The following is a 26967-nucleotide window of genomic DNA, read 5'->3' on the forward strand; positions in this document are numbered from 1 at the left end:
CCTTCTCCTGACAACAAAATTAATAAACCTTTCCCCATCTCTTCAAGGATGCTGAATGATTATCGGCTGCTGGATAGGTCTGTTGTGATACCAAGAATCTTTAACAATCACAGGATTAATCAATGTTGAGTTTCTAATTTTAGGATTCACCAACACAGGATTAACTAAGACGTTATCTGGTATATTGTGATGCACTTTCGGGTAAGTATTATAAATACTACGATTTAGCATTAATCCCGTCACTGGGTCTACAGGCATAGGCGTAGCGATAGGACTACCGTATATAAAGCTACCGACAGTCGGTATTGGAGGTTGAGTAACTCCGTAAAAACCCCCTTGATCAATTACTATTACCTGCTGGGCAGAAACAGGAGTTGTGGTTGCACCCATCAGTCCTATAGTGAAAGCCAATCCTAGTAAATACGCTGAATTAAGCTTGATTTTAAGCATATTTTTGATTTACTAAATGATGATCAATAAATTTGTGGGAAAATTTAACTATATAGTTAAATAATAAATCACTATTTTTTGTCGACCAACGCCAAATAATAAACAAATTTATATTTTTTGACCAATAATCACTTGATGGTACGAGAAAGCGGATTTAGCCTTGGTGTAAGTGTCAATCCAAAATCCAAAATCTAAAATCCAAAATCCAAGATCATATGACTTATTGCTAGAAGGATTTCACAAATGCTGCTACCGTTGGCACAATGAAGGCAGTGCTGAATTTGTGAGTAAAACGTGAGTTCAGAGAGTATAGAAATTGCCAAAAATCGCTACCAGCAAGGAAGAGTAGCCTTTGAAAGTGGGCTATACCGAGAAGCTATTGAACAACTAGAAAAAGCAAGCGCCTTGTTGGCCCGTAACACTCGCCTGAGTGGTGAAGTACAAATTTGGCTGGCGACAGCTTATGAAGCAGCAGGACGAACAGATGATGCGATCGCCCTATGCGAACAACTCAAACGCCATCCCCATCATGAAACAAGTAAAGAAGCGCGGCGACTGCAATACATTCTCAAAGCACCCAGATTGCAACGTCCCCAAGAATGGATGACTCAAATTCCTGATTTTAGCAATCTTGCTGATAATGAAAGTAAAATTAGTTTCTCTGCTAATCCTAATAAATCTTTTGGATCTAAAAAGCCTCCTGAGCGAGAATTAGTTGATATCACTCAGGTCAATACTAAAGATAATCGCTTTATCTGGGTAGCTTTAATTGCGATTGGTTTAACATTGGTGAGTTTAATTTGGTTGAATGTTTAGAGATAGGGGATCAGGGATTAGGGATCGGGGATCGGGAAAAGGGAGACAAGGAGGACAAGGGGGAGAATAACAAATGACAATTGACCAATGACTATTGACCAATGACTATTGACCAATGACTATTGACTTTTGAGGAGATTTTTATAGTGATCAATTTGTCTACTTTTAGAAAAAGTTTTGTGTGGCTGAGATTTATTTGCCTCATGCTAATAGCAACTTTGCTGCTTACTGGGTGCGTGGATTATAACGTGGGGGTACGTTTTGATAACTCTAATAGCGGTGAGTTAGTGCAGCATATTAAGTTGGGAGAACGTCTTACCAGCTTTAGTGGTGAACCTGTGTATGAATGGTTAAATAGTGTAGAACGTCGCGCTCGCCAACAAGAAGGTAAAGTGCGGCGACCTTCTAAGGAAGAAGTGATTGTAACAATTCCTTTTACTAATGGTGAAGAATTGCAAACAAAATTCAATCAATTTTTTCACCCTACTGTTAATCACAAACCTGTCACTAGTGAATCTGAGTCACAACTGCCAAAAGTAGAGTCAAATTTACTTCTAAATCAGAATAATTTTTTGCTATTGGTGCGGAATCACTTGATTTATGATTTAGATTTGCGATCGCTTGCTTTAATTTCCAGCGACGGTAATGTCTTGGCAAATGCTGGTTCCATTCTCGATTTAGACTTTAGCTTGAAGACTCCTTGGGGAGCAAAAAGTATTCAAAGAACAGAAAACGCTCCCGTACCACAAAAAAATAACAATCAGCTAGTGTGGCACCTCAACCCAGGCGAACTCAACCATATAGAAGCAGTTTTCTGGCTTCCTAGTCCTTTAGGTATTGGTACATTATTAATTGCGTTATTTATTGGGGCAGGGTATTATCTGCGGTATAAATTTATGCCCGATCCTAGAATTCAGTTTGCTACTAAAACAGCAGTTAGCGAAGGGTAGTAGGAGGTGGGGAGATGGGGGGAGTGTGTAGACGCGTAGCGGCTTAAGGTAAGGGTGGAGTATGAGGAGTATGAGGAGAATAAATAGCAACCAACCACTAACTACTAACTACTAACTACCAACAACCAACAACTCATTGTGAAAGCACAGCTTTTGTTAATCTTCACCTTATTGGTTGTCAATTCTGGAGTGGCGCATTCACAAACACCTGTACCAAACCCACAAACAACAGCCACTCCAACAGTTATTCCCACAACAACTGTTACACCAAAATCGAGTCAGTCGAACAAAGTCAAGACTTCTAAGCGAAAATTGTCAGACACTCTTGAAGCAGTAGATAAAGAACTGACATCCATTGTCTTTTTCTTAGCTAAGATAGTAGTAATTTTACTGAGTTTGCTGGTGATTCAGCGAATTCTTGTACTAATTATTTACCGTTCATCCCAACTGATTATCGACAATTTCAGCAATGCCACTGGTGCTGATGAAATGGAAAGTGTATTGTCAGGTTTGTCACAATTGACACGGGAAAAATTGATACGGGAAATGAAAGGTGTTCACCAGCGTGTCAAACAGCACATCGAAAAATTAGGGCCCGAAACCTATCGTCCACCAGATAAGTTACCTCTTCCACGTTCAACCCCTGACCAAAGATTAGCTGATTTGGTTGCTTCACTCAATGAATTTACACCTGACCAAATAGATCCGGTTGTGCAATTGCTGAAGGTGATATTTCCACCTTTTGGCACTAAAGTCACCTGTATTCTCCAAAGCCAAGGTGAAGATCACGAAAGAATCGGCATGACTTTTGAAATCACAGATATTGAAGGTCGGGTGGCTTCTGTACTTTACACTGTCTGGGAATCAGATGATCGCAAAATAGTCAGTTCTTCGGATGAACAACCAAAAGTAGCACTGAAAGACCGCTTTCGACAGTTACAGAGAACAGCTACACGTTGGCTAGCAGTAGAACTGTGTAGGCAAGAAATGGTAAAAGCTGTTCCCTTCTACTACTTAGGCAAGTCGCGTAAACACTATCAAGCTAGAATTCATAATTTTTTTGGTGTTCTCAATCAAACAAGCGCCCAAACTCATGGTCGATTTTTTTACCAGTTAGCAATTGAGGATTTGCAAACCAGTATTAACCTTAACCCAGATTGGTATCAACCATACGATAATTTAGCTGAGACTTATAGTCTCTTGGCACGTACAGAAAAAGGTGATAGAAGAGTCGGTCATCTCCAAAGCGCGATCGCTCGCTACGATGAAGCACTCAAGCGAGTTACAGAACCAACTGTGCAGTTAAGGATAAAAGTTGCTCGTGCAATCACCCAACTACTTACAGCAAAAGAAGATTTGATCTTGGCAGCAAAACAGGAAATCCAAAACCTGGAAACAACAAAAAACTGGGATGCTACTACAGTATTAAACTACCGCTTACTGTATTATTTTGCCTGCTGGTATGCACTAGCTTATCGCCTGGATGACGCGGATGAAACTCAAAAGCAAGCCTACCGCTACCTAACTTATAGCCTAGCAAGAGATCATAGCAGAGACTTTTGGGAGTGGGTTGGTAAAGATCCAGACCTAGAAAGCATCCGTGCAGGTCTTCCGGAACTCAAATCTGCGCTTTTGAAGAAATTGAATGAAAATCCACAATTGCCAACGCTAACTGGCAAAGACTTTGCCGAATCTATAGCAGAAGTTCTAGGGGCAGTTAGTTGGAGATCGACAGAGATGGAGAACTTGGGGTCCTCTAGAGGGGATTAGGGGCAGTGGGGAGGAGTGTGTAGACACGTAAGTGGCTTAAGGTAAGGGTGGGGTGTGTAGACACGCTCATAGGCTTCCCGTAGGGTGGAGTGTGAGGAGTGTGTAGACACGCTCATAGGCTTCCCGTAGGGTGGAGTAAGTATTCAATAACAACTAACAACTAACCACTAACAACTAACAACTAATGTACAGACGCGAGGAACATCGCGTCTGTACCTACTAACCACTAACAACTAACTACTAACAATCAACAAATTTAAAATGAGCCAAGCCGATTTTGAAAAAGCCAAGCAGCGTTTAGTACAAGCAAAACAAGATATTATCTGGGCGATCAATGTTTTAGACGATGCAGCTAAGAACCTGAGCGAGTATAAGCTCACTCCTGAAGAGATAGTTCAACTAGGCTATCAATTTCAGCGAGAATTAGAGGAGATTGGCAAAAGAATAGAGCAAAGACGCCACCTAACAACAGATTTAGAATCATTCACATCTAAATCTCCTTCACCCTCTATAAATATTGGCGCATCTCGGGAAATAAATTCAAGAATCACAGGGGAAATACCCCCCTTTGATGATCCTGATGAAGACAATGAATATAGATAGCAGCCGTTCAATATATTAGAACTCTAGGGTGATAGACGCTGTATTTTCCAATCACCATCATCTAAACGAGTATATAAAATGCGATCGTGCAGGCGGTTAGAACGTCCTTGCCAAAATTCTATTTCTGTAGGGATTACCCGTAAGCCTCCCCAGTGAGGTGGTCGGGGTACATCTTGGTCTTCATACTTAGCTTTTAATTCTTGCAGACGTTGTTCTAGAATTATTCGACTTTCGATGACTTCGCTTTGATTGGATGCCCACGCACCCAGGCGACTGTTGAAAGGTCGGCTTTGAAAGTAGCTATCTGAATCGTTTTCAGATACTTTTTCTACATGCCCACAAATGCGGACTTGTCTTTCTAGTTCTGCCCACCAAAAAACAAGGGCTGCTTGGGGATTTTCGGCTAATTCTTGTCCTTTATGGCTGTTGTAGTTGGTGAAGAAAACGAAACCCCTTTCGTCAAAATCTTTTAGCAACACCATTCTTGCTGAGGGTTTACCATCGGTCGTTGCAGTAGCAACAGTCATGGCATTTGGTTCTAGCAACTGCGCTGCCAATGCCTCGTCGAACCATTTTTGAAATTCTATAAAAGGATTTGCAGCAACATCGGTTTCATTTAAGTCCTGTAAGGTGTAGTCTTTGCGTAGATCGGCTACAGTTTTGTCCATAGAGTTTTTATCCTGGTAGTTTTGTCAAAAATAATTATGATGATAATCAGCGCTAAGTAACTTTTACCAATCCAGCCAAGAGTTTTGTAAATAACATTGCATCAAATGCGACGTTGGGCCTCTGTTCAAAATCTATTAATCTATGGTCTAGGCGGTCCAATCATCGCGCTGAATGTTTGGCTACTGTCTGTACTGTTTAGCTATTTCCAGCATCCTATTACAATTTTTAGTGTTGCCACAATACTTGCTTTTTTGCTGAATTATCCAGTGAAGTTTTTTGAGCGCGCCCGTATTTCTCGCGCCCAAGCAGTAATCATTGTATTGCTTTTGACTTTGACTTTGTTGGTCATTTTAGGTGTAACGCTCGTACCAATGGTCATTGACCAAACAAATCAATTGTTAGATAAAATTCCCGATTGGTTAAATAGTAGTCAAGATAATTTAGAGCAATTACAAATCTGGGCAAAGAAGCGGCGTTTGCCTTTAAATTTCAGCGTCATCAATCAACAAATCAACGCCAATATCCAAATTTTGGTGCAGCAAATACCTTCTGGGGCTGTAGGATTTGCGGGAACACTGTTGTCAGGAGTACTGAATGTGGTGTTGGTAGTTGTATTGGCATTTTACATGCTTTTGTATGGCGATCGCGTTTGGTATGCTTTAGTCAACCTTTTACCATTTCATATCCGTGTGCCTTTCACTACATCTTTAAGGCTAAATTTTCAAAACTTTTTTCTGATTCAACTATTGTTAGGCTTGTTCATGGTGGTGAGTCTTACTCCCATTTTTTTGATTCTGAAAGTCCCCTTTGCACTTTTGTTTGCCATCTTCATTGGTGTATCCGAACTTATTCCCTTTGTGGGGGCAACTCTAGGTATTGGTACTGTCACAATTTTACTACTACTACAAAATTGGTGGCTGGCTATTCAAGTAGCGATCGCAGCGATCGTTATGCAGCAAGTGAAAGACAATTTGTTAGGGCCAAAATTACTTGGAGATTTTATTGGCATCAATCCCATCTGGATTTTTGTGTCAATTTTAATGGGATTTGAGATTGCTGGGTTTTTAGGATCACTCTTGGCAGTACCTATTGCTGGGACAATTAAAGGTACTTTGGATGCGATGAATAGCACTAAAATTAGAAAAAATGATTAAATGATGATTCTTATATTTTTTGTTCTTTGTTAATGCTTGTTTGTTGGTTGGAATAACTATACCTTGGTACTGCTGTGCTAAGGTACTCACCAACAACCAACAACTAACAACCAATAACTAAAGTTAATGAATGCTTCTGAGTTACTGGCAACAATTGAAAATCTCATACATCAGGCTGAAAAAGGAGAAATAGACCCTTGGGATGTGCAGGTGATTGAGGTGATAGACCGCTATATAGAATTAATGGCGCCACAGACAACACAAAAAGGCTATGAAGCCGACTTATCTCAATCTGGACAAGCTTTTTTATCTGCATCAATGCTGGTATTATTCAAAGCAAATACCTTGATGCAATTGCAATCAGCTGTTGATGAACAGGAAGCTTTAGCAGATGATAACCTCTTGGAAGAGATAGAAGAAGGGGGACTTTACCAAGCTCATCGCCTGCAATTTGAGCGCCATATCCGTCGTCGTCCAGCAGCAATGCCACCACCAAAACGTCGTGTGACTCTGCAAGAGCTCATAGAGCAATTGCAGGTTATGGCAGAGCAATTAAAACTAGTAGAAAAAGTCAATAAGCCGTCGCGTCCTCGGCGACAGCCCAGCCTGCAAACAATGCGAGCCGCATTAGAACTGGCTCATCAGGAAAATCTTACCGAGGTCGCTGGAGAACTAGAGCAGGTTTTGTACCGTTGGTCAACAGAACTTTGTTTGGAACAAAATTGGTTGAATTTGGAACAATTAGTGCAGCTATGGACACAAACAAAACAATCACAGCAGCATGAAACAGGTCACAATTCACCAAACGGCCATAAAGTTAGTGTTTTTTGGGCGTTACTATTACTCTCGGCTCAATCGAAAGTGGAGTTACTCCAAGAGGAGTTTTACCAAGACATAAAAATAAGATTACTTACAGGCAAAGAAAATAATAGTAGACAATTGGAACAGTTAATGAAATAAGTAATATTTGATCTAAAAATATCAATGATTTCTAGAATTAATGCTTCAGCTCACCCCTAAATCCGGGTAAATTGAAAGGATAAGCGATCGCTAGTTGGTTATGAAGAAAGTTTCTACTCAAGAAACGCCTCCCCCGTTCCACAAGAACGAGGCAGGCAGTTTGAACGCACTACGCGAACACATGTCATCTTGCTATGCATATGGTTATACCATGTCCGACAATTCCCGTATTCCGTGGTTTTAAGGATGACTTGGAGCAAAAACAAACCGATGATTAAGTATCACTCACTGAAAGTTTACTGGCTTGTGGTTGAGGAATAAGTATATATGAAGGCAATGATTCTGGCAGCGGGCAAGGGAACTCGGGTACGTCCGATTACGTACACTATGCCCAAACCGATGATGCCCATCCTGCAAAAGCCAGTGATGGAATTTTTACTAGAACTGTTACGCCAACATGGATTTGACCAAATTATGGTCAATGTGAGCCATTTGGCTGAAGAAATAGAAAGTTATTTCCGTGATGGTCAGCGCTTTGGCGTACAGATTGCTTATTCTTTTGAAGGGCGAATTGTTGAAGGTACGCTAGTGGGTGAGGCCCTTGGCTCTGCTGGCGGCATGAAAAAAATCCAGGATTTTTACCCATTTTTTGATGATACTTTTGTAGTCCTGTGCGGAGATGCCTTAATTGACCTGGATTTGACAGCAGCAGTCAAATGGCACAGAGCTAAGGGATCAATCGCTACCATTATTATGAAATCCGTACCACGGGAAGAAGTTTCCAGCTACGGTGTGGTTGTTACCGATGAAGATGGTCGCGTTAAAGCTTTCCAAGAAAAGCCGAAGGTAGAAGAAGCCCTCAGCACCAATATCAATACAGGTATCTATATTTTTGAACCAGAGGTACTAAATTACATACCTTCTGGTGTAGAGTTTGATATCGGTAGTCAACTATTTCCCAAACTGGTAGAAATGGGTGCCCCTTTCTATGCCATTCCTATGAATTTTGAATGGGTAGATATTGGTAAAGTCCCAGATTATTGGCGCGCAATTCGCGGTGTGCTACTGGGCGAGATTAAAAACGTCCAAATTCCTGGTCAACAAGTTGCCCCTGGCATTTACACTGGCTTAAACGTAGCTGTGAATTGGGACAAAGTTGACATTACAGGCCCAGTGTACATCGGTGGCATGACCAAGATAGAAGACGGGGCGAAAATTGTCGGTCCGACTATGATCGGCCCCAATTGCTGGATATGCAATGGTGCAACGGTGGAAAACAGCGTCATCTTTGAATGGTCTCGCCTGGGCGCAGGAGTGCGACTAGTCGATAAACTAGTATTTGGACGCTATTGTGTGGATAAGACGGGGGCAACAATCGATGTCCAAGCTGCCGCTTTAGACTGGCTGATTACCGATGCCCGTCAAATACCGCCATCTCACACTCCTGTCGAACATCAAGCGATCGCAGAATTACTGGGAACAAATGCTAGCTAATTGTTAATAGTTAGTAGTTAGTAGTTAGTAGTTGGATTTTTGCAACTAACCACTAACCACTAACCACTAACCACTAACTACTCAAATATGTATACCGCCGCAAACTCTGCTCATAGGTTTGTAGCAGTCGCTGTGATTCCGCTAGTGTAATGCGATTTTCTTCTAAAGCTAATTCGCAACGCTGGCGGATATTTTCTACCATGTCTTCGGAGTCGTATTGTACGTAACTCACTACCTCGCTCATCGTATCACCCTTGACTACGTGTTGAATTTGGAAGCCTTTGGGTGTCAATTGGATGTGAATGGCGTTGGTATCACCAAATAAATTGTGTAAATTCCCCATAATTTCCTGGTACGCTCCATTCAAGAACATCCCCAAGTAGTAGGGTTCTCCGGCTTTAAACGGATGCAGTTCTAAAACTGACTTGACATCCCGCAGATCGATAAAGCGGTCAATTTTGCCGTCACTGTCACAGGTGAGGTCTGCTAGAATACCCCGTCGTGTTGGTTCTTGATCTAGACGATGGATCGGCATAATGGGAAATAACTGGTCGATCGCCCAACAATCAGGTGCTGATTGAAACACGGAAAGATTTACGTAATAGATAGAAGCCATAATTTTTTCTAGGTCTTCCAATTCATCAGGTACGTATTCTTCTTTTCTGGTGATATTCAGTATTTTTTGACAGCAAGCCCAGTATAGACGTTCTGCCTTGGCGCGTTCAGTCAGACTTAAAATTCCCAAATTGAAGCGGCTAATGGCTTCTTCTTTGAATTGGGTGGCGTCGTGGTAAAACTCCTGATAATTTTCTTTGTTAATTGATTGATAAGTTTCCCAAAGATAAGTGATGATGTGGGATTCCCCATCTTTGGGCGGATCAGGTAATTCTGTCAGAACTTCGCTGGTACTGAGAACGTCAAAAATTAATACCGACTGATGAGAAGCGATCGCTCTACCACTTTCACTAATCAGTGTTGGTACAGGTATATTCCGCTCTGAACATGTATCTTTTAACTCTGCCACAATATCATTGGCATAGTTCTGCATGTTGTAATTTTTGGAAGCATAGAAATTGGTTTGGGAACCGTCGTAATCTACACCCAAACCACCACCAACATCGAGATACTTCATGTTTGCCCCCAACGCTGCCAATTCTACATAGATCCGGCTAGCTTCTTGGATGGCATCTTTGATGACATTAATGGCAGAAATTTGTGAACCTACATGAAAATGCAGCAGTTGTAAAGAATCTAACAAATCAGCAGCACGTAACTTTTCCACCGCTTGGATAATTTCCGGAATTGTGAGACCAAATTTAGCGCGATCGCCACTGGAGGTTCCCCAGCGTCCCATACCTTGGGTGCTGAGTTTCGCTCTCACCCCGACAATTGGCTGAATCCCTAACTGGCGACTGGCTTCAATTACCACATCTACTTCTTCTATTTGTTCTAAGACGATAATTGGTGTTTGCCCTAATCTTTGGGCTAGCATCGCCGTTTCAATGTATTCTTGGTCTTTGTAACCGTTGCAAATTAATAATGCTCCTGGTGTATCTAGCATCGCCAGGGCGATCATTAATTCTGGTTTAGAACCTGCTTCTAAGCCAAATTGATGGGGTTTGCCAAAACGTACTAAATCAGCAACCAAATGGCGCTGCTGATTACATTTGACCGGAAATACACCACGATAAATACCAGGATAGTTGTAGCGAGCGATCGCTTTGGCGAAACAAGCATTTAACCGCTCAATCCGGTCTTCTAAAATATCAGAAAACCGAATCAACATCGGCAGTCCTAGATTACGCTGCTTGAGGGCATTAACCAACTCATATAAATCCAGAGAACCGCCGCGATCGCCTTTTGGGGAAACAGTAATATGACCTGCTGCGTTAATGGAAAAATAAGGATGCCCCCAACCTTCAATGCGGTACAGCGCTTCGCTATCTTCTATTTTCCAAACGCCTGTTCCTTCTTGTATGCTGGCAGGTGGCAGCAGTTTTTTGTGCTTGTGATTTTTCAATTCAGATTTTTTACCATTATGGGACGGCGGCTTCACCACCTCATCAGATGCAGCAGTAGAATCAAGACGCATTTTCCTGACCTTTATCTTCACCCACGAATTTACAACTATTAGAGCAAAAAGCACACTAGCAATAGCCTGAAACCCCAAAAAATATTTCAGGGTATTGCGTCATTCAAAATTTAACGTATTCATTCTTCAACGTATATGCACCAGAAGTTGATTTGTGAGATATTGTTTGATTGGTCATTGGTTATTGGTCATTAGTCATTGGTGATTGGTCAATTGACAAATGACAAAGGACAAAGGACAAATTAATTCAGTTTGAGGAGATAGCTTTGGAACGCACATTTATTGCCATTAAGCCTGACGGTGTACAGCGCAAATTAGCTGGTGAAATTATCCGCCGCTTTGAAACCAAGGGCTTTACCCTAGTTGGCTTAAAATTTTTGCATGTTAGCCGAGATTTAGCTGAAGCCCACTACGACGTTCACAAGGAAAGACCATTTTTTGCAGGGTTAGTTGAGTTTATTACTTCCGGTCCTGTGGTCGCAATGGTTTGGGAAGGTGAAGGCGTTGTTGCTGCTGCCAGGAAAATGATTGGTGCAACTAACCCCTTAACAGCAGAACCCGGGACAATTCGGGGTGACTTTGGCGTCAATATTGGCCGCAATATCATTCATGGTTCCGATGCTATTGAAACCGCACAGCGCGAAATTGCCTTGTGGTTTAAGGATGAAGAATTAGTAAATTGGCAACCGCACTCAATACCTTGGTTGCACGAGTAATTTCAGAGGATGAGGGGTGTGAGGGGTGTGAGGAGAAAAGACTTTATTATATTTTTCAGACTTCCCCCACTCCTCACACTTCCCCCTACTCCTCACACTCCCCCTACTCCTCACACTTCCTCAACTTCTTTAGACTGCACTACTTCTGTCTTCTCCAGTTCCGTTACTGATGCAGGCTGGGTGCGTTGGGAAAATCCCCAGGTTAAAATTAGGGCGATCGCAGTAATCATCAACCATTGTGGTGGCACTAAATCTTCATTTACTACCCGGATCAAGAGGCGTAATCCTACCAGTGCAACAGTGATATAACCTGCATCCTCTAGGTTCTTAAATTCATCCAACCACCGGATAAACAAACCTGCCATAAAGCGCAGGGTAATAACACCAATAGTTGTCCCAGTTAGCACAAGCCAAGTTTCCTGAGAAACAGCGATCGCAGTGGTGACACTATCCAAAGAAAAAGCTAAATCTGTTAAGGCAATTACGGGGATGACTTGCCACAACGAATGAAAACGGGGGCCGTGATGGTGATGTTCTTCGTCTTCTTCAGACGTGAAGTGCTGGAATACTAGCCACAGAAGGTAAGCTGCACCTAGTAACTCAAATTGCCAAAACTGTTGCACCCAAGTAGCGGTGAGTAGTAAGGTAATTCGTAGGACATAGGCAAAAACTAAACCTATGTTCAACGCTTGCTTTTCAAGCTTTTTGTCTCCCAGTCCTTGAGCGATCGCAGCCAGGGCAATAGCGTTGTCAGCAGATAGCACCGCCTCCAAAAACATCAGGATCAGCAAGACTATAGCCGCTTCAATGCTGAGATGAAAGTTAAGGTAGTCAAAAATTTTGTCTAGCATTCCGAGTTTCTCAAGCAGTGAAAATTAAATCAGTGAACAGTGAACAGTAAACAGTTATCAGGCATATGGTAAGAGATAAAGAAACACCATTAAAGCATTCAGTCTAAATTAACGAGGAAACCATAACCCCACAAATAAAATTGATAACTACTCACTGATAACTGATAACTGTTAAAAGTTACCAGTAACAGAGAAATTAATATAAAAAGCGCAATAAATTGCTACCTTAATCAAGCTTAACGTGTAGGCGAGGAATTCTGATGGGAAGATGATGGTGAATGTGGTTGAGAATGAATGATGAATTTCAAGTTACTTGCCCTTGTTGCCCCTATACTGTTGGCTATGAATATATTGCCTAGCTTAGCTAGAGACACTTCTCAACAGATAGCGCAAACTGTGAACTGTAACAATCCTCAAACCACACAACAGATGATTATTTGTAGCGATCGCGCCTATAAAGGAGCCGATCAAAAACTAAATCAAGTTTATAAAGCTTTGCAGACAAAAATCACCGCCAATCAAAAGAAGAGATTAACTAATGCTCAGCTAGCTTGGATTAAATTTAGAGATACAGCTTGTGAATTTGAAGCTGGACAATTTGAGGGCGGTACATTAGCATCACCCACCAAACTTAATTGCTTAACTCGGATCACACAGCAACGCACCCAAGATTTGAATTCATCATTGCAAGAATTAAACAATCGCTAAAAGACTCTGGCACGCCATAACTAAGGATAGCGACAATCAATAGATCTGCCCCGCAACAGCAGAAATTGCCACAGTGTTTGACTGATGCAACTTTTCATGCAGTGTGGCAAGTTCCTTTTCTCGCCCCACAAAGTTAGAATTGCTGGGGTTGGGGATATATTTTAGGAAGTTTAGCTGCTGGCGTTAACCAAAATTAAATATGGGGTTGTTATGTATCATCAACCTTTTCTATGCCCCAACCAGCAAGTTTGCCACCCAAATATAGTACCAGCGCGATCGCTCCAGCTGTCAATAGCTCCATACACTACTTTTTCCAACAAGACAATACCTTATTAAATACAGGCTCGACATTAAAGATTTCAAAGAAGTATAAATAACATAACTTATGCTTTTTTGTTGTGAGCGATCGCAACTATTACATATAAATGAGCAACTATAAAACTGCCTTCCCTTTTATATATACAACTTGGTGTATCCAGTTCATCAGTAAGGGAGATTTATTCAAAATTTTATATTCATCAGCTTCTTTTTAATAATCGCTTAATATTATTAATATGTGTAATTATTACTTTCAGATATTTTTATCATAAACTTTTGTAACGCAGGTAACATTTTATCAGAGACTAGATACTCTAAACTTCAGTCCATCCCAAAAATATTCCTACTGTAATCTAGCTATAGAAAGAGTAAAACCACGATTTTCCCTGTGAAATTACATCTCTAGGTACTGTGTATTAGTAGGTAAATAATTTAGATTCGAGATAGGTATTATATATATCGGAAATTAGAAATCAATAAGTGCAAAAGCACACAGTTAAGATTTTTTTTGCTATTTTGTATTTAGTTGAACAGTTATTGATGACTTAATAAGCGTCAATATAAATAGAGAATCACAGTAAATAATCCACTTATTGGAGGGGTAATTATTATGCTTGAAACTGGCAATCAAAATATTATTTTATCAGCCTTTGTTAATCCCGCTAAAGATAATCATCAATCCCAAATAAAAAATTATTTCAGCAGAACTCAATCTGATTTATTGCAACCATTACGTCAATGGCTTGATTCCTTAGATATTCAAAATCAAAAATTGGCAAAATTTATTGCTAAATTGATCCCTGCCCAATGTCCTTTTGAGCGGGATATTATTTTATTTGGTCGCAAGGTTGCCCACATTCCACCCATATGTAAGTTAAACCCGCTTTACGATCAATTTGTTGGCTTGCGTTTTCGGGCTTTGTGTTATTTAGTAGATCAGTGTGGAGAAGATATTCAATCCTACTGTTGAAAACATTTAAGCATACAGAGCATGGAAATTCAGATTGAGCATCAACCCAGTCAAAAACGCCTCGAGGAATTGGGTGTATCCAAATGGGATATTTGGCACAAAGAAGTCTCCAAATTTCCTTGGACTTATGATTCTCAAGAAATCTGCTACTTTTTAGAAGGCGATGTTATTGTCACTCCCAACGGCGGACAACCAGTGCAAATGGGCAAAGGGGATTTAGTTACCTTTCCCGCAGGTATGTCCTGTACATGGGAAATTAGAAGCGATGTCAAGAAGCACTATTGTTTTGGTTAGTGGTTAGTAGGGGCGCAAGGTTTTGCACCTGTACAGTGGTTAGAATAACCAACAACAACCAACCAACAACAAATAACCAAAATGTTATTGCATTTAAGTACTTGGCAAGAAGTCGAAGCATATCTGCAAAAATCTCAGGGGATAATTCTCCCGATTGGTTCTACAGAACAACATGGGCCGACAGGATTAATTGGTACAGATGCGATTTGTGCAGAAGCGATCGCCCGCGGTGTCGGTGAAGCAACCCAAGCCATAGTTGCACCTACAATCAGTGTTGGCATGGCACTGCATCATACTACTTTTCCCGGCACAATTAGTCTGCGCCCCAGCACAATGATCCTAGTTGTGCGAGATTACATCACCTGTTTAGCGAGAGCAGGTTTTACCAAGTTCTACTTTATCAATGGACACGGCGGTAACATCGCCACCTTGAAAGCAGCTTTCTCAGAAACTTATGCACATCTAGAAGATTTGCAGATTCCCAATGGTCAAAATGTGCGATGTCAAGTTGCTAACTGGTTTATGTGTAGTTCAGTGTTCAAGTTAGCAAAAGAATTATACGGGGATCAAGAAGGTTCCCATGCAACGCCAAGTGAAGTGGCGGTAACTCAATTTGTCTATCCAGAAGCAATTAAGCAAGCACCCCTTTCTCCAGAAGTTGGCAAAGGACACAGAATATATGGTGCCAAAGACTTTCGTCAGCATTACCCAGATGGCAGGATGGGATCAAACCCTGCTTTAGCAACACCCGAACATGGCCAGCAGTTTTATGAATTGGCGGTGAAAGAACTGAGTCATGGGTATTTGGAGTTTTTGAGCGCAGAATAATTATTAGAAAACTCCAAAAATAGCATGTTTGAGTCAAGGGGATCAAAATGATTGAGTCGCAGAGGTTATCTTAGTTCACTTGCGATCTCGTCACTCATGGTCTACTTTATGCGATCGCCAAACTCTGGAAATCGAAGAAAATCAACAAGCGATCGCACAGTTATTGATGGGATTGAGTGTGATAGTATGCCACAAATCCCATTAACTTAGTGAGAGTTTAGCTGTGCCTGAATTACAGATACTATTTTATTTTCCCAATCTAGGTCATCAAAATTTATAGCAGTTTCACAAGGACGGGAACGCCGTCGATCCATGTAAACATGAAATGCTTCCTGATCATCCCGATGGGTAAGAATGTAGCGCTTTAGCTCCTGATCGCTCATTGCTGCATAATTGACTTTTGTCATGGTTCAATACTCCCATCCGGTTGAATTTCTAGCTCGATTACTTCATCATGTCCAGCTAAAACAAAACAGGTTGAGTGTTCGTTCATCAAGACGCACAAGATGGATTGGTTGAAACATTACATTAGTAAGAATATGGCAAAGTCTATATAAAGTTCTCAGTTGCACCCCCGTCGCTTCTTTCATACATTTATCATAATGGACTCAAGCAGAGAATTATAAATGCAACATTGGCTAGGTAGTGAAGCGATCGCACGCTTCAAACCAAGCTTCCAAATCAGCAACAGTAGTAAAATCTAGTAACGCCTCACCTAAATCCTCCAACTCAGTAATTGATAAATTCTGAATGCGTTCTTGCAATGGCGGACTCACCGAACCAACACGACGGTTTAGTAGTCGCAAAATCAAAGCAGCTTCTCGCTGTCTTCCCTGTTCCAGTCCTTGCTGTATACCTTCTTCCATCCAACTGGTAACAATTTGCATAACTTCCTCCTGCTGTCTTGGTTCAATCCTAGTAAGTTGCTCCTCAAAGAGTGCTTCTTCTTCGGCGTCTAATTTGAGGTAGGTATCAATAAACTCAGATATCAACTGTATTTGCGCGGGGTTGAGTCCCAAATTTGCAAGTAACTGGAGTGACACCAACTTGACTGTAGGGCGTTCTTGAGCATCCATCCGCATTTTTGTCATTAAGGCACTCGCTACGGGATTTTGCTGTTTTACAAAATCCTGCCATTGTAATCTATTTAGCTGAATAACTTCGTAATTAAACTCCAATACTCTCTTGTTAGGAAAATCAATGCGATAGGAGTTAGGTTCTGGTATTGTTGGTGTGTCGTGGGGTTGAAGAAGGCAGGAGGCAGGAGGCTCAGTTGGCAGAAGGTTCAATTTTCCTGGGGGATTCTGACCCCCAGTAATTGTAGACCACCAAATCTGCGATTTGGTGGGGGTCTTAAACCCAATTTGGTCAAGGCAAAAGGCATACCTTCAAACTTTTCTTCCCAACTGAGCCTCCTGCCCTGGTGCCTTCTGCCTTGCCCGAAGGGCAGATAAATAACAATTGGGTACACTCAGAGAGCATATTTTTCATGCAAGCGAGCAAAATAGTTAAACATTCGCCGCTCAAAACCAGCTTGGGAATAAGATTGGTGTTCGGTGTGAATGATAAATAAAGTTTGCTGATTTCTCAGTTTAGCTTTCACTACGATATCGAGGATTTTTCGCTCTCCCTCAGTAACATCAGTAAATACTTCTTGTGGTAGAAACTCTATCGAGTCGGGTTCCCAGTATGCGCTAACATCTGGGAAAAATAGCTCAATAAACTCTGGGAAAAAGTTGGAAAGGAGTTCTTTAAACAGGCGGTCGTGGTCAATCATTTGTGGATTTTACCGGATTGCCAAATAAAAAGCGATGGAATCTACCTACTGCTCAAAAACCCTCTCCCTGTCCCCAGTCCCTAACCCCTAGCTACGAGCAATACCATCCTGGCGTGCAGCCCGTTGCACCGCAGCCGCAACAGTAGTAGCAACTCGCTCATCAAACACAGAAGGAATGATATGTTCGCGATCCAAATCAGATGGTTTGACTAAAGAAGCGATCGCACTTGCTGCTTCTAAATACATAGAAGTGGTAATTGTTTCGGCCCGACAATCTAATGCACCACGAAATACCCCCGGAAAAGCCAACACATTATTTATTTGATTGGGGTAGTCACTACGTCCAGTTGCCATCACCGCAACTTCATTACTGACTAATTCTGGTTGAATCTCCGGAATGGGATTGGCCATTGCAAACACAATCGGATCTTTTGCCATCGAACGCACCATTTCTGGTGTCAAGACTCCCGGGCCGCTAACACCAATAAACACATCTGCTGCTTGCATTGCACCTGCGAGAGTACCCTGTGCTTTGACTGCAAATTCCCGTTTTTCTTCTGTTAAGTCGGTGCGGCTGCTGGAAAGAATACCTTTAGAGTCGCACATCCAAATTTTATCTGCCCCGGCTTTTTGCAATAAACGAGCGATCGCAATTCCCGCAGCCCCAGCACCGTTAATGACGATGCGAATTTGCTCCATTGACTTATGCACTAACTTGAGAGAATTAAACAGTGCAGCCAAGGTGACGATCGCTGTACCATGTTGATCATCATGAAAAACGGGAATATCCAACTCTCGCCGCAGTCTTTCTTCTATTTCAAAGCAACGAGGTGCAGCAATATCTTCTAAATTTACCCCACCAAATACAGGGGCAATATTTTTCACAGTACGGACAATTTCATCTGTATCTTGGGTAGCCAAACAGATGGGGAAAGCATCAATGCCAGCAAATTCTTTGAAAAGCATTGCTTTTCCTTCCATTACAGGTAGAGCAGCCCCTGGACCAAGATTACCTAAACCCAAAACTGCGCTACCATCAGTTACAATTGCTACAGTATTTTGTTTAATAGTTAATTTATAAACTTCTTCTGGGTTTTGAGCGATCGCTGTACAAATACGTCCGACTCCCGGCGTATAAGCCATTGCTAAGTCAGACACACTTTTGAGGCTAATTCTACTGGTAATACTAATTTTGCCGCCCCGATGTAGATTAAAGGTGCGGTCATAAACATTTAGTAATTTAATATCTGGTAAAGCCTTAACTGCTTGTACAATTGCTTCAGCGTGTTCAGTACTAGCAGCATCAACGGTGAGATCACGAATCGAAACAGCTCTAGTTTGTTCGATTAAATCAATTTGACCAAGATTACCACCCGTAGTGGCTATCGCCTGAGTAACGCTAGCTAACATGCCTATCCGGTTAGGAATCTCCAGACGCAGTGTCAAACTAAAACTAGAATTCGGGGTAAGATCTGTCATTATCGGTTTGGGTAACAGAGTTTAGATTTTAGATTGAATTTAACTCTAAAAATCTCAAATCAGAAAATTTAGTAAGCTCAAAATCACAATCTAGCAATTGTACTCTAACGATGTTACTTGGTGTCTTAGTTTAAGAAGGTAGAGGAAAAAACAAATTCTTTCTGACTTAAAAGTACCTCACCCCGGCTACGCCACCCCTCTCCTTGCTAAGGAGAGGGGGGAGGGGGTGAGGTTTTTCATACATGTCTATGAAATTTTTTATCAGGACTGCCCTCTGCTTTGCTTCTAGTTCCTAATTTTCTTCACACCTCAGCGACAACTTGCTCTTGTTCTCTTTCCACAAACGCCTGGACACGGGCGCGGTAATTCCTCAAGGTTTCATCCACCCAATCGCGATCATTACTATTAGCATACAAATGTACTAGTGGCTCACTCGCATCTGGTAATACTAACACCCAACTATCATCATATTGCTGACAAATTTTCACTCCATCAATTAATTCTAGGTTTTGGGCTGGATGAGTTTCGACCAAATGACGCATTAATGCCCCTTTAGCGGTCCAAGGACAACGGATAATATGGGATTTGTGTATCACTCGTGGTAATTCTGCTCGCACTGAAGCTAGCGATCGCTCTTGGATTGTTAGCATTTCAATTAATTTGGCAATGCAGAACATGGCATCAAAACCCGGATGCAGTTGAGGGAAAATAAAGCCGGTATCTGCACTACCTCCCAAAACGACATTTGCATTTTTGTAGCTTGCTTCCATCAAGGCCGTGGGATTAGCTTTGGTACGAATCACCTTACCATCGTGACGACGGGCTATTTGTTCTACCGCACTAGATGCATGTACTGGTACAACTACTGTGCCTCTGGGGCTAGAAGTTAACATCATGTCTACCATCAGTGCTGTTAACATTTCCCCACGAATAGGTATACCGGATTCATCAACTAGAATCAACTGTTCACCATTAGCTGAAACCTGGACGCCAAAGTTTGCCTTTAACGCTTCTACCACATGACCCAGCTGTGTTAATAGTGCTTCCCGGTCAGTAGCAGACATTGCAGTCTTATTCAAACTAGCATTCAATACCACTGCATCGGCGCCATATTTATCTAGCATTTGCGGTAAAACTGCCCCAGAGACAGCATAGACGTAATCTATAACTACTTTGGCTCGACTGTTACGGAGTGTATCTATGTGTAATAGTTTCTCAAAGGCTATGCAGTATTCATCAACCACTTGACTGGGATAAGCAACATCACCAATCTCATGAATTAGCGATCGCCGCATATCTTCTTTAAAGTAAGCCCCTTCAATTTTCTTTTCTTGGGCTTTGGAAATATTAATGCCCTTGGCATCCATAAATTCAATCAGGATATAGTCTGGGCGATCCGGATGTACGCGGACGTGGATACCGCCAGCGACTCCCATTGTGGGTATGACTGTACGGGCAATGGGGATAGCAGTTGCGTCTAGGTTTTGAATATTAATACCAACAGACATCAAACCCGCAATTAATGACCGTGTTACCATGCGGGAGATATTACGTTGATCCCGAGAAACCGTAACTCGGGAACCAGGTTTTAAGGTGGAACCGTAAGCAGCACCTAATTTGACGGCGAATTCTGGGGTAATGTCAATATTTGCCAATCCTTGTACACCCCGTTGCCCAAATAAGTTACGCTGAGCAGTATTTCCCCATATCAGGTTGATATTTAAAATTGCTCCTGAATCAATTTTCTTACTCGGCCAAACTCGCACGCCAGGACTAATTTGAGCTTCTTCTCCCACCGTAGACAAAGAACCAACTACAGCAGCTTCCAAAACATGGGCGCGACGATCTACACGAGTACCACGAGAAATTACACAAGCTGATAGCTGTGCTTCTTCACCGATGATGGCGCCATTCCACACAATTGGGCGCTTGAGATTAGCATCTGCCCCAATAGTAACCTTGTCACCAATTACAGTTCCTGGTTCTATGTGTACCCTGGCTCCGATACGACAATTATCACCAATCACGACAGGGGCTTCAATTCTAGCTGTCGGATCTATGTAAGTATTTTGACCGACCCATACACCGGGAGTTTCTTCTTTATAGGGAAAATCCAGCTTTACTTTCTGCTCTAATGCATCATACTGAGCTTCACGATAAGCGTCTAAGTGACCAACATCACACCAATAACCTTTAGCGATGTAACCATACATTGGCTCACCTTTTGCCAATAACAGAGGAAACAAATCTTTGGAAAAGTCTGATTCAGTATTGGCAGGTAGGTATTCCAAAACTTCTGGTTCTAAAATGTAAGCGCCGGTATTAACAGTATCGGAAAAAATTTCGCTTGTAGAGGGTTTTTCTAAAAATCGGCAAATGCGATCGTTTTCATCGGTAATTACCACTCCAAATTCAATTGGATTCGGAACACGAGTCAAAATCAAAGTTGCTTTTGATTTCTTTTGTTTGTGAAATTCAATTGCAGCTGTTAAGTCAAAATCTGTGATGCTATCACCGCTAATTACTAAAAAAGTTTCATCTAGAAGTTCAGCAATGTTTTTCACACACCCAGCAGTACCCAAAGGCTGGTCTTCTTCCACAGAGTAAGTAATTTGTACACCAAAATCGCTGCCATCTTGAAAATAATCTCGCAAAGCATCAGGTAAATAATGCAGTGTGGCAACTATTTCTGTAATATCATGCTGTTTGAGAAGATTAATAATATGTTCGGCAATTGGTCGATTTAAGATGGGTACCATCGGTTTAGGCAGGTCACAAGTGAGTGGACGAAGCCGCGTTCCCGAACCCCCTGCCATCAGTACTGCTCTCATAAATCCTCCTTAAACTGTATGCACCACTTGCTGCGTCAAGACAAATCAAATCCGTTTTGTCTGCTTTCTTAAGTGTCCTACGGATATTGAAGTTTGAGGAACTTCCAATAGATGCATCTAGCGAGATGTAAGCACATCTACTCGTCACACTAGCTTGTTTGTTGATACAAAATCAAGGAGGCTGAAGGATGAAGGATGTAGACGCGCCTTCTTCGGCTTTTCGTAGAGTAGGGTGAAGGATGAAGAGAAAATGTTGGAATTTTTCGTTTTTACAATTATTTTTGAGTACTATGCCAGAAACTGCGTTCAGTAAAATATACAAACAATTGCCTTTCCCTACACCCCCATACCTTTATACCCATATACCTAATTTTAACCAAGCTACAAATAGCTTGCTGAACAGTAACTGGATACTAAGGGGGAAGCTAATTTAAACTGGAATAATGAGGAATTATCTATCTACTCGAGTGTTTAACTACGGTGTTTAGTTATGTTTGATTGGTGTAAATGATCAAATTTCGCGATCGCGCGCAAATACTGAACTCAAATTCTCTATTTTGATTGTGGAGCAAATTGCAATGGGTGGATTAATTACTGTTGTATTGATAGTTACTTATGCAGGTTTTGCTTGGAAATTCTGGAGCGGATATAGGAGTACAAATTTCAGTCGCAGTACAACTAATCGCTTGATATTTTCTTTATTGTGGCCAGTTTTTTACATTACAAATAAGTCCTATCGGCAAAACTTTAGAAAGGCACTCAAGGGCAGATAAATATTACATTCTTGCATGATTTTGATCATCATATCAGGTGGTTGTTTGCTTTATTCAACAGCACCAATATTGCTACTTTGAGTCAGAGATTTAAATTCTATCAATTTAGATGAACTTTTGTAACAAAGTTAATTAACTTTGTAAGGTTTGTGGTCAGCGCTTTAGCGCTGACCACAAACCTTTATTACAATTTCGTTCCACACTCTGGACAAAAATTATTGGTGGGAAGGTTTTTCGCACCACAATTACTGCAATAAACAGGTTTGATGTCAGCTTTCGGTGCTTGCTTAGGCAAACCGATCATCTGAGCGTTGCTCTTGCCAGGAGCTACCATTGGGTAACAGTTTTCGTCTTTGGTAACGTGGACATCAAGAATCACCGGGCCGTCATAAGCTAACATTTGGGCGATCGCATCTGTCAATTCTTCCTGGGTGTTAACTATTATGCCTTTGATACCATAAGCTTTTGCTAGTAATTCAATATCTGGCATCCCCACTTCCATGTTGGAACAAGAATAGCGCTCACCGTGGAAAGCTTGTTGCCACTGGCGCACCATTCCTTGCCAACCATTATTCACAATAACTGTCTTGACATTTATGCCATACTGTGCAATAGTTCCAAGTTCCTGTAAACACATTTGGAAGCTGGCATCACCACTAATACAGATGACTTGTTGATCCGGGAAAGCAACTTTAGCACCCATAGCTGCTGGCAAACCAAAACCCATTGTTCCCAAACCGCCGCTAGAAATCCAACGCCGGGGTCCTGTTTTGAGAAATTGAGCTGCCCACATTTGATGTTGACCCACATCTGTGGTGTAGATAGCATGGGGTGCTTGGCGAGCGATCTCTACAATCACTTCTTGGGGTGAGATGCTATCGTCATGGTGCGGTACAACCAAAGGATACTCTTCTTTCCAGCGATTAATTAATTTCAACCACTCTTGGGTTTGGTTGGGTGTACCTTGGATACCCAGTTCTTCACATCGGCGTAAAATGTCTTGCAATACGTTCTTAACATCGCCAACGATGGGTACCTCAGGAACACGATTTTTACCGACTTCTGCGGGGTCGATGTCGATATGAATTACTTTAGCGCGGGAAGCAAATTCATCTAGTTTGCCAGTAACCCGGTCATCAAATCTGGCACCGACACAGATGAGTAAATCACAATCGGTAACTGCAAAGTTAGCATAAGCAGTACCGTGCATTCCCAACATTGCCAAAGATAAGGGATGATGCTCATCAAAAGCACCCAAACCCATCAAAGTTGTAGTGATGGGGATTTGGAATAACTCAGCCAATTCTTGAAGTTCGGCGTAGGCACCAGAAGCGATCGCGCCTCCACCAACATACAACAAAGGACGCCGACTTTCACGAATCAGTTGAATTGCCGCATGGATCTGGCGTGGATTTCCCTTAACTGTAGGGCGATATCCAGGTAACTTTGCTGAACCTGGTTGCACAGGTATATAGTCAAATTCTTCAAATGCCACATCCTTAGGGACATCAATCAAAACTGGTCCTGGTCGCCCTGTTGCGGCAATATGGAATGCTTCAGCCACAATCCGCGCCATATCTTTGGGGTCGCGCACTACGTAAGAGTGCTTCACAATAGGCAGTGTAATACCGTAAATATCAGTTTCCTGAAACGCATCTGTACCGATCGCATGGCGGGGTACTTGTCCTGTGACAATCACCATCGGGATCGAGTCCATATAAGCAGTGGCAATCCCAGTCACCAAGTTAGTTGCCCCTGGGCCTGATGTACCAAAGCACACCCCTACCTTACCTGTAGCGCGGGCGTAACCATCAGCTGCATGGGCTGCACCTTGTTCATGTCTAACTAGGATGTGCTTGATACCATCACCACTAGCTTCTGCTTTGTATAGATCATCATAAATTGGTAGAATCGCACCACCAGGATAACCAAAAATATATTCGACGCCGTGGCGTTTTAGACTGTCAAGCAGCGCAAAACCACCAGATGCACGTCTGGGCGTTACGACTGGCAATGGAGATACACTAGACTGGGCTTGATTCTCGGTTTGTGGAGCAATAATTTGGGGACGCGATTCTCCTACGGAGACACTTCGTGAACGCACAGTCGAACCTCACCTGTATAACTAAGATAATTCTGAATTTCTGTAGTTAAATTTTCATTTTAATTTAAAACTCTCATAGTTTATTGAGATTATCAGTTATCCCTGACATGAAAGCGGGGATGGGGGGATGGGGAGTGTGGGGAGTGTGTAGACGCGCTCATAGGCTTCCCGTAGGGTGGAGTATGAGGGGTATAGGGAGAAAACATAAAAAATATATTTATTCATACTTCATCCTTCACCCTACTCTACCTTGAAGCCGAAGAAGGCGCGTCTACATCCTTCTATATTACGTCTTGCAAAACTTTACGGGTATTTTGCCAAGCCCAAACACCAATCACAGCAACTATCACACTCATTCCTACTAGCACACTTCGCAAGCCTAAAGCATCAGTGATTGGGCCAGTGATTGCTAAGGGTGCAGAAAGAGCAATATTAATGGCATGGTTTTGAAACCCAAAAACTTTACCAAGCATTGAAGGTGGGGTTTGTTGTTGAATTAAAGTTTGCATTGGCACACCAATCAAGGCTGCACCTATTCCCAAAACAGCACAAAGTATTAGGGCCAATGACAGTTGGTTGACAAAAGTGAACGTCCCTAAAACCACTGCCATCATTAAAAACCCGATCAAGGGTAAGGGCTTATGATGAAATTTATCACCCCAATGACCCAAAATTGCTGCTCCAATCACCATCCCCACACCTGCTGCTGCTAAGAAAAAGCCAAATTGTTTCTCTTTTAAGCCAAATTCTGCTGCTAATTGAATTGCCAATACTACTAGGGCTGCAAATACGCAATACAAGGTTACTAGTTGCAGCATGGCATTTAACACCAAGCGATTTCTTTTGAGATAGCGCAAGCCTTGTTTAAAGTCCGCCCAAGGGTGGATTGTTGCTTCTTGATCGCCAGTAGTTCTGTTGTCTTTAAAGTTAATTGGCTGCATCATCCCAGCAGAAGACATGTATAATACTGCCACTATCAACTCTTGACCATAATCGGGACCGAGTGAATTTTTTGCCCAACTCAACATCGGTTCGCCGATCGCAAATCCCACAATTAAAGCACCCATCATTGTGCTGCTAAACAGGGCATTGGCTGCCATTAAGTTTTCTCGCCTTACTAATAGCGGAATGACTGCCTGTTCTGCCGGTGCAAAAAACTGCGTCACAGTGGAGATTGCAAAAGTTAGTATTAGTAGAATCAAAAACTCTCGTGGCAAAAACGGTATTAACAGTGTCAATAGACCGCGTACTACATCTGAACCAACCATAATCAGCTTTTTGGGAAAGCGGTCAACAAATACACCTCCAGCAGAACCAAACAGAATTGCTGGGACTGTAAACGCCACCATTAAAGCTGAGTACATAGAATTTTCTGCTAAACCCGCAGGAGGCGGATAGTTTTCTAGTAGGGCAATCATTAAAACAAAGAAAACTTTATCCGCAAGCTGGGACAATAACTGTCCAATCCACAGCAGCATAAAGCCACGGTTTCTCAGCAGGACACCAAATCCTTTATTTACAGCAGCAGGTTCAGTTGGAAACATCAGTAGTTAGGGAATAGGGGAACTCGGGGTCCCTACAACCGTAGGGAGTGGGGATTAGGGCAACGAACGGGGATTAGGGAGCGGGGATTGGAAATCGGGAATTGAGAATTGAGAATTAGATAAAAATCTATCCTAGCCCTTGTTCTGTGATCCCCTATTCCCCTGATTAACTGTCTTCAATTCTCACTCCTGATTAATACTTATATTTTCCGGATTAATTTTCCTCATATAGCACCAATAGTCTATGCAAAAATTCAGCCGCAGTTAAACTTTGCTTAGATAGTGATTCCCCAACCGAGGAGTCTACCCACCAACCTTGAACCTTTTGGGGCGATCGCCACATTTGTAGGTGATCAACTGCTGGATCTGCATAAAAATTATTTTCACCACTGCCGAGTATTTTAGAACTCCAGTGAGTGAAGTAATCATGGCTCATTCTATGGATAGGAAAGTTTCCCCACAATGGTACTCCCCATCCGTCTATAGCAATAAAAGCCTTGACTTTGCCTCCTATTAGTTGCCATAAATATGCAGCTGCGATCGCTCCAACTACACCAGCACTAAAACAAACGAATATAACTGGCGATTCTAGCCTATCTCCTAAGTTCTGATGTAAAAACTGTAAAATATGAAACCCAGAGAATGTAGAATAAAATTCTACTGGGTAAATAAGTATATTTATTGAATTCGCAGATTGCACACTATTAATCACTGAGTCTTTCCAAGCCATGACAAATTTGTCGGTTAATTCTTGTTCATGTATTCCTGGGCAAATAATTATACTCATATGGATTTAATTACAGCTTTCCCAATTAT

General features: G+C 41.9%; 25 protein-coding genes and 1 pseudogene. 13 read left to right on the forward strand and 13 right to left on the reverse strand.

Annotation, left to right across the window (positions count from 1 at the left end; all coding sequences use genetic code 11):
- Nucleotides 1-42: 42 nt before the first annotated feature.
- Nucleotides 43-450, reverse strand: a complete 408-nt coding sequence (locus tag RS893_RS23625) for a hypothetical protein (RefSeq protein ID WP_315788120.1) — start codon at nucleotides 448-450, stop codon at nucleotides 43-45.
- Between the two features lie 294 nt (nucleotides 451-744).
- Between RS893_RS23625 and RS893_RS23630 the strand changes: the two genes are divergently transcribed.
- The 4 genes from RS893_RS23630 (at nucleotide 745) to RS893_RS23645 (ending at nucleotide 4589) form a co-directional block, all read left to right on the forward strand.
- Nucleotides 745-1266, forward strand: a complete 522-nt coding sequence (locus RS893_RS23630) for a tetratricopeptide repeat protein (RefSeq protein WP_315788121.1) — start codon at nucleotides 745-747, stop codon at nucleotides 1264-1266.
- 203 nt (nucleotides 1267-1469) lie between these two features.
- The gene (locus RS893_RS23635) at nucleotides 1470-2216 is read left to right on the forward strand and encodes a DUF3153 domain-containing protein (protein ID WP_315788122.1); all 747 of its coding nucleotides are present in this window, start codon (nucleotides 1470-1472) and stop codon (nucleotides 2214-2216) included.
- Between the two features lie 138 nt (nucleotides 2217-2354).
- A complete protein-coding gene (locus RS893_RS23640) occupies nucleotides 2355-3986 on the forward strand; it encodes a hypothetical protein (RefSeq protein ID WP_315788123.1) in 1632 nt (543 codons plus the stop codon).
- A 261-nt stretch (nucleotides 3987-4247) separates the two neighbouring features.
- Entirely contained in the window at nucleotides 4248-4589 is a 342-nt protein-coding gene (locus RS893_RS23645; RefSeq protein WP_315788124.1) for a hypothetical protein, read from the forward strand.
- A 23-nt stretch (nucleotides 4590-4612) separates the two neighbouring features.
- Here the strand turns inward: RS893_RS23645 and pdxH are convergent, their stop codons facing one another.
- Nucleotides 4613-5257: a pyridoxamine 5'-phosphate oxidase gene (gene pdxH, locus RS893_RS23650; RefSeq protein WP_315788125.1), complete on the reverse strand. Its 645-nt coding sequence runs from the start codon at nucleotides 5255-5257 to the stop codon at nucleotides 4613-4615.
- A gap of 105 nt (nucleotides 5258-5362) precedes the next feature.
- On the opposite strand from pdxH, the gene RS893_RS23655 reads away from it, so the two are divergent.
- The 3 genes from RS893_RS23655 to RS893_RS23665 all read left to right on the forward strand — a co-directional run bounded on the left by RS893_RS23655 (nucleotide 5363) and on the right by RS893_RS23665 (nucleotide 8866).
- Nucleotides 5363-6412: an AI-2E family transporter gene (locus RS893_RS23655; RefSeq protein WP_315788126.1), complete on the forward strand. Its 1050-nt coding sequence runs from the start codon at nucleotides 5363-5365 to the stop codon at nucleotides 6410-6412.
- Between the two features lie 126 nt (nucleotides 6413-6538).
- On the forward strand, nucleotides 6539-7372 hold the full coding sequence (locus RS893_RS23660; RefSeq protein WP_315788127.1) for a ScpA family protein: 834 nt from the start codon (nucleotides 6539-6541) through the stop codon (nucleotides 7370-7372).
- A 327-nt stretch (nucleotides 7373-7699) separates the two neighbouring features.
- A complete protein-coding gene (locus RS893_RS23665; RefSeq protein WP_315788128.1) occupies nucleotides 7700-8866 on the forward strand; it encodes an NDP-sugar synthase in 1167 nt (388 codons plus the stop codon).
- A gap of 73 nt (nucleotides 8867-8939) precedes the next feature.
- Here the strand turns inward: RS893_RS23665 and speA are convergent, their stop codons facing one another.
- A complete protein-coding gene (speA, locus tag RS893_RS23670) occupies nucleotides 8940-10958 on the reverse strand; it encodes a biosynthetic arginine decarboxylase (RefSeq protein WP_315788129.1) in 2019 nt (672 codons plus the stop codon).
- 266 nt (nucleotides 10959-11224) lie between these two features.
- Between speA and ndk the strand changes: the two genes are divergently transcribed.
- Nucleotides 11225-11674 carry a nucleoside-diphosphate kinase gene (gene ndk / locus RS893_RS23675; RefSeq protein WP_315788130.1) on the forward strand — a complete coding sequence of 150 codons (450 nt, stop codon included), beginning with the start codon at nucleotides 11225-11227 and terminating at the stop codon, nucleotides 11672-11674.
- Nucleotides 11675-11784: 110 nt separating this feature from the next.
- Here the strand turns inward: ndk and RS893_RS23680 are convergent, their stop codons facing one another.
- Nucleotides 11785-12525 carry a TerC family protein gene (locus RS893_RS23680; protein ID WP_315788131.1) on the reverse strand — a complete coding sequence of 247 codons (741 nt, stop codon included), beginning with the start codon at nucleotides 12523-12525 and terminating at the stop codon, nucleotides 11785-11787.
- A gap of 294 nt (nucleotides 12526-12819) precedes the next feature.
- On the opposite strand from RS893_RS23680, the gene RS893_RS23685 reads away from it, so the two are divergent.
- The 5 genes from RS893_RS23685 (at nucleotide 12820) to RS893_RS23705 (ending at nucleotide 15848) form a co-directional block, all read left to right on the forward strand.
- Nucleotides 12820-13233: a lysozyme inhibitor LprI family protein gene (locus RS893_RS23685; protein ID WP_315788132.1), complete on the forward strand. Its 414-nt coding sequence runs from the start codon at nucleotides 12820-12822 to the stop codon at nucleotides 13231-13233.
- 928 nt (nucleotides 13234-14161) lie between these two features.
- Nucleotides 14162-14521: a Mo-dependent nitrogenase C-terminal domain-containing protein gene (locus RS893_RS23690; RefSeq protein ID WP_315788133.1), complete on the forward strand. Its 360-nt coding sequence runs from the start codon at nucleotides 14162-14164 to the stop codon at nucleotides 14519-14521.
- A 21-nt stretch (nucleotides 14522-14542) separates the two neighbouring features.
- Nucleotides 14543-14815 (forward strand): cupin domain-containing protein, encoded by a 273-nt coding sequence (locus RS893_RS23695; protein WP_315788134.1) that lies wholly within the window; start codon nucleotides 14543-14545, stop codon nucleotides 14813-14815.
- Between the two features lie 81 nt (nucleotides 14816-14896).
- Nucleotides 14897-15643 carry a creatininase family protein gene (locus RS893_RS23700; RefSeq protein WP_315788135.1) on the forward strand — a complete coding sequence of 249 codons (747 nt, stop codon included), beginning with the start codon at nucleotides 14897-14899 and terminating at the stop codon, nucleotides 15641-15643.
- A 79-nt stretch (nucleotides 15644-15722) separates the two neighbouring features.
- Nucleotides 15723-15848 carry a hypothetical protein gene (locus tag RS893_RS23705; protein ID WP_315788136.1) on the forward strand — a complete coding sequence of 42 codons (126 nt, stop codon included), beginning with the start codon at nucleotides 15723-15725 and terminating at the stop codon, nucleotides 15846-15848.
- Nucleotide 15849: 1 nt separating this feature from the next.
- On the opposite strand, the gene RS893_RS23710 is transcribed toward RS893_RS23705, so the two are convergent.
- From RS893_RS23710 to RS893_RS23745, 9 genes and pseudogenes are all read right to left on the reverse strand, one after another.
- A complete protein-coding gene (locus RS893_RS23710) occupies nucleotides 15850-16050 on the reverse strand; it encodes a DUF6887 family protein (RefSeq protein WP_315788137.1) in 201 nt (66 codons plus the stop codon).
- Nucleotides 16051-16095: 45 nt separating this feature from the next.
- Nucleotides 16096-16233, reverse strand: a complete 138-nt coding sequence (locus tag RS893_RS30380; protein WP_396336382.1) for a DUF6888 family protein — start codon at nucleotides 16231-16233, stop codon at nucleotides 16096-16098.
- A 48-nt stretch (nucleotides 16234-16281) separates the two neighbouring features.
- Nucleotides 16282-16932, reverse strand: coding sequence for a DUF4351 domain-containing protein (locus RS893_RS23715; protein WP_315788138.1), 651 nt, complete (start codon nucleotides 16930-16932; stop codon nucleotides 16282-16284).
- A gap of 185 nt (nucleotides 16933-17117) precedes the next feature.
- Nucleotides 17118-17420 (reverse strand): annotated as a pseudogene (locus RS893_RS23720) (flagellar assembly protein H); the annotation flags it as partial.
- 87 nt (nucleotides 17421-17507) lie between these two features.
- On the reverse strand, nucleotides 17508-18899 hold the full coding sequence (locus RS893_RS23725) for a malic enzyme-like NAD(P)-binding protein (RefSeq protein ID WP_315788139.1): 1392 nt from the start codon (nucleotides 18897-18899) through the stop codon (nucleotides 17508-17510).
- A gap of 302 nt (nucleotides 18900-19201) precedes the next feature.
- Nucleotides 19202-21730 (reverse strand): mannose-1-phosphate guanyltransferase, encoded by a 2529-nt coding sequence (locus tag RS893_RS23730; protein WP_315788140.1) that lies wholly within the window; start codon nucleotides 21728-21730, stop codon nucleotides 19202-19204.
- A 957-nt stretch (nucleotides 21731-22687) separates the two neighbouring features.
- Nucleotides 22688-24607: a biosynthetic-type acetolactate synthase large subunit gene (gene ilvB / locus RS893_RS23735; RefSeq protein WP_315788141.1), complete on the reverse strand. Its 1920-nt coding sequence runs from the start codon at nucleotides 24605-24607 to the stop codon at nucleotides 22688-22690.
- Nucleotides 24608-24888: 281 nt separating this feature from the next.
- Complete coding sequence (locus RS893_RS23740) at nucleotides 24889-26151, reverse strand: MFS transporter (protein WP_315788142.1); 1263 nt, start codon at nucleotides 26149-26151, stop codon at nucleotides 24889-24891.
- A gap of 214 nt (nucleotides 26152-26365) precedes the next feature.
- Nucleotides 26366-26938: a hypothetical protein gene (locus RS893_RS23745; protein WP_315788143.1), complete on the reverse strand. Its 573-nt coding sequence runs from the start codon at nucleotides 26936-26938 to the stop codon at nucleotides 26366-26368.
- Nucleotides 26939-26967 lie beyond the last annotated feature (29 nt).

Source organism: Fischerella sp. JS2, assembly GCF_032393985.1.
Taxonomy (GTDB): Bacteria; Cyanobacteriota; Cyanobacteriia; order Cyanobacteriales; family Nostocaceae; genus Fischerella.

Bases quoted from the DNA above. Each gene is read 5' to 3' on its own strand.
- speA (WP_315788129.1), bottom strand. From the start codon at position 10,958: ATGCGTCTTGATTCTACTGCTGCATCTGATGAGGTGGTGAAGCCGCCG.
- RS893_RS23700 (WP_315788135.1), top strand. From the start codon at position 14,897: ATGTTATTGCATTTAAGTACTTGGCAAGAAGTCGAAGCATATCTGCAA.
- RS893_RS23665 (WP_315788128.1), top strand. From the start codon at position 7,700: ATGAAGGCAATGATTCTGGCAGCGGGCAAGGGAACTCGGGTACGTCCG.
- RS893_RS23680 (WP_315788131.1), bottom strand. From the start codon at position 12,525: ATGCTAGACAAAATTTTTGACTACCTTAACTTTCATCTCAGCATTGAA.
- RS893_RS23740 (WP_315788142.1), bottom strand. From the start codon at position 26,151: ATGTTTCCAACTGAACCTGCTGCTGTAAATAAAGGATTTGGTGTCCTG.
- RS893_RS23725 (WP_315788139.1), bottom strand. From the start codon at position 18,899: ATGACAGATCTTACCCCGAATTCTAGTTTTAGTTTGACACTGCGTCTG.
- RS893_RS23625 (WP_315788120.1), bottom strand. From the start codon at position 450: ATGCTTAAAATCAAGCTTAATTCAGCGTATTTACTAGGATTGGCTTTC.
- RS893_RS23690 (WP_315788133.1), top strand. From the start codon at position 14,162: ATGCTTGAAACTGGCAATCAAAATATTATTTTATCAGCCTTTGTTAAT.
- RS893_RS23655 (WP_315788126.1), top strand. From the start codon at position 5,363: ATGCGACGTTGGGCCTCTGTTCAAAATCTATTAATCTATGGTCTAGGC.
- RS893_RS23660 (WP_315788127.1), top strand. From the start codon at position 6,539: ATGAATGCTTCTGAGTTACTGGCAACAATTGAAAATCTCATACATCAG.
- RS893_RS23635 (WP_315788122.1), top strand. From the start codon at position 1,470: ATGCTAATAGCAACTTTGCTGCTTACTGGGTGCGTGGATTATAACGTG.
- RS893_RS23710 (WP_315788137.1), bottom strand. From the start codon at position 16,050: ATGACAAAAGTCAATTATGCAGCAATGAGCGATCAGGAGCTAAAGCGC.
- RS893_RS23730 (WP_315788140.1), bottom strand. From the start codon at position 21,730: ATGAGAGCAGTACTGATGGCAGGGGGTTCGGGAACGCGGCTTCGTCCA.
- RS893_RS23745 (WP_315788143.1), bottom strand. From the start codon at position 26,938: ATGAGTATAATTATTTGCCCAGGAATACATGAACAAGAATTAACCGAC.
- pdxH (WP_315788125.1), bottom strand. From the start codon at position 5,257: ATGGACAAAACTGTAGCCGATCTACGCAAAGACTACACCTTACAGGAC.
- RS893_RS23645 (WP_315788124.1), top strand. From the start codon at position 4,248: ATGAGCCAAGCCGATTTTGAAAAAGCCAAGCAGCGTTTAGTACAAGCA.
- RS893_RS30380 (WP_396336382.1), bottom strand. From the start codon at position 16,233: ATGAAAGAAGCGACGGGGGTGCAACTGAGAACTTTATATAGACTTTGC.
- RS893_RS23685 (WP_315788132.1), top strand. From the start codon at position 12,820: ATGATGAATTTCAAGTTACTTGCCCTTGTTGCCCCTATACTGTTGGCT.
- RS893_RS23695 (WP_315788134.1), top strand. From the start codon at position 14,543: ATGGAAATTCAGATTGAGCATCAACCCAGTCAAAAACGCCTCGAGGAA.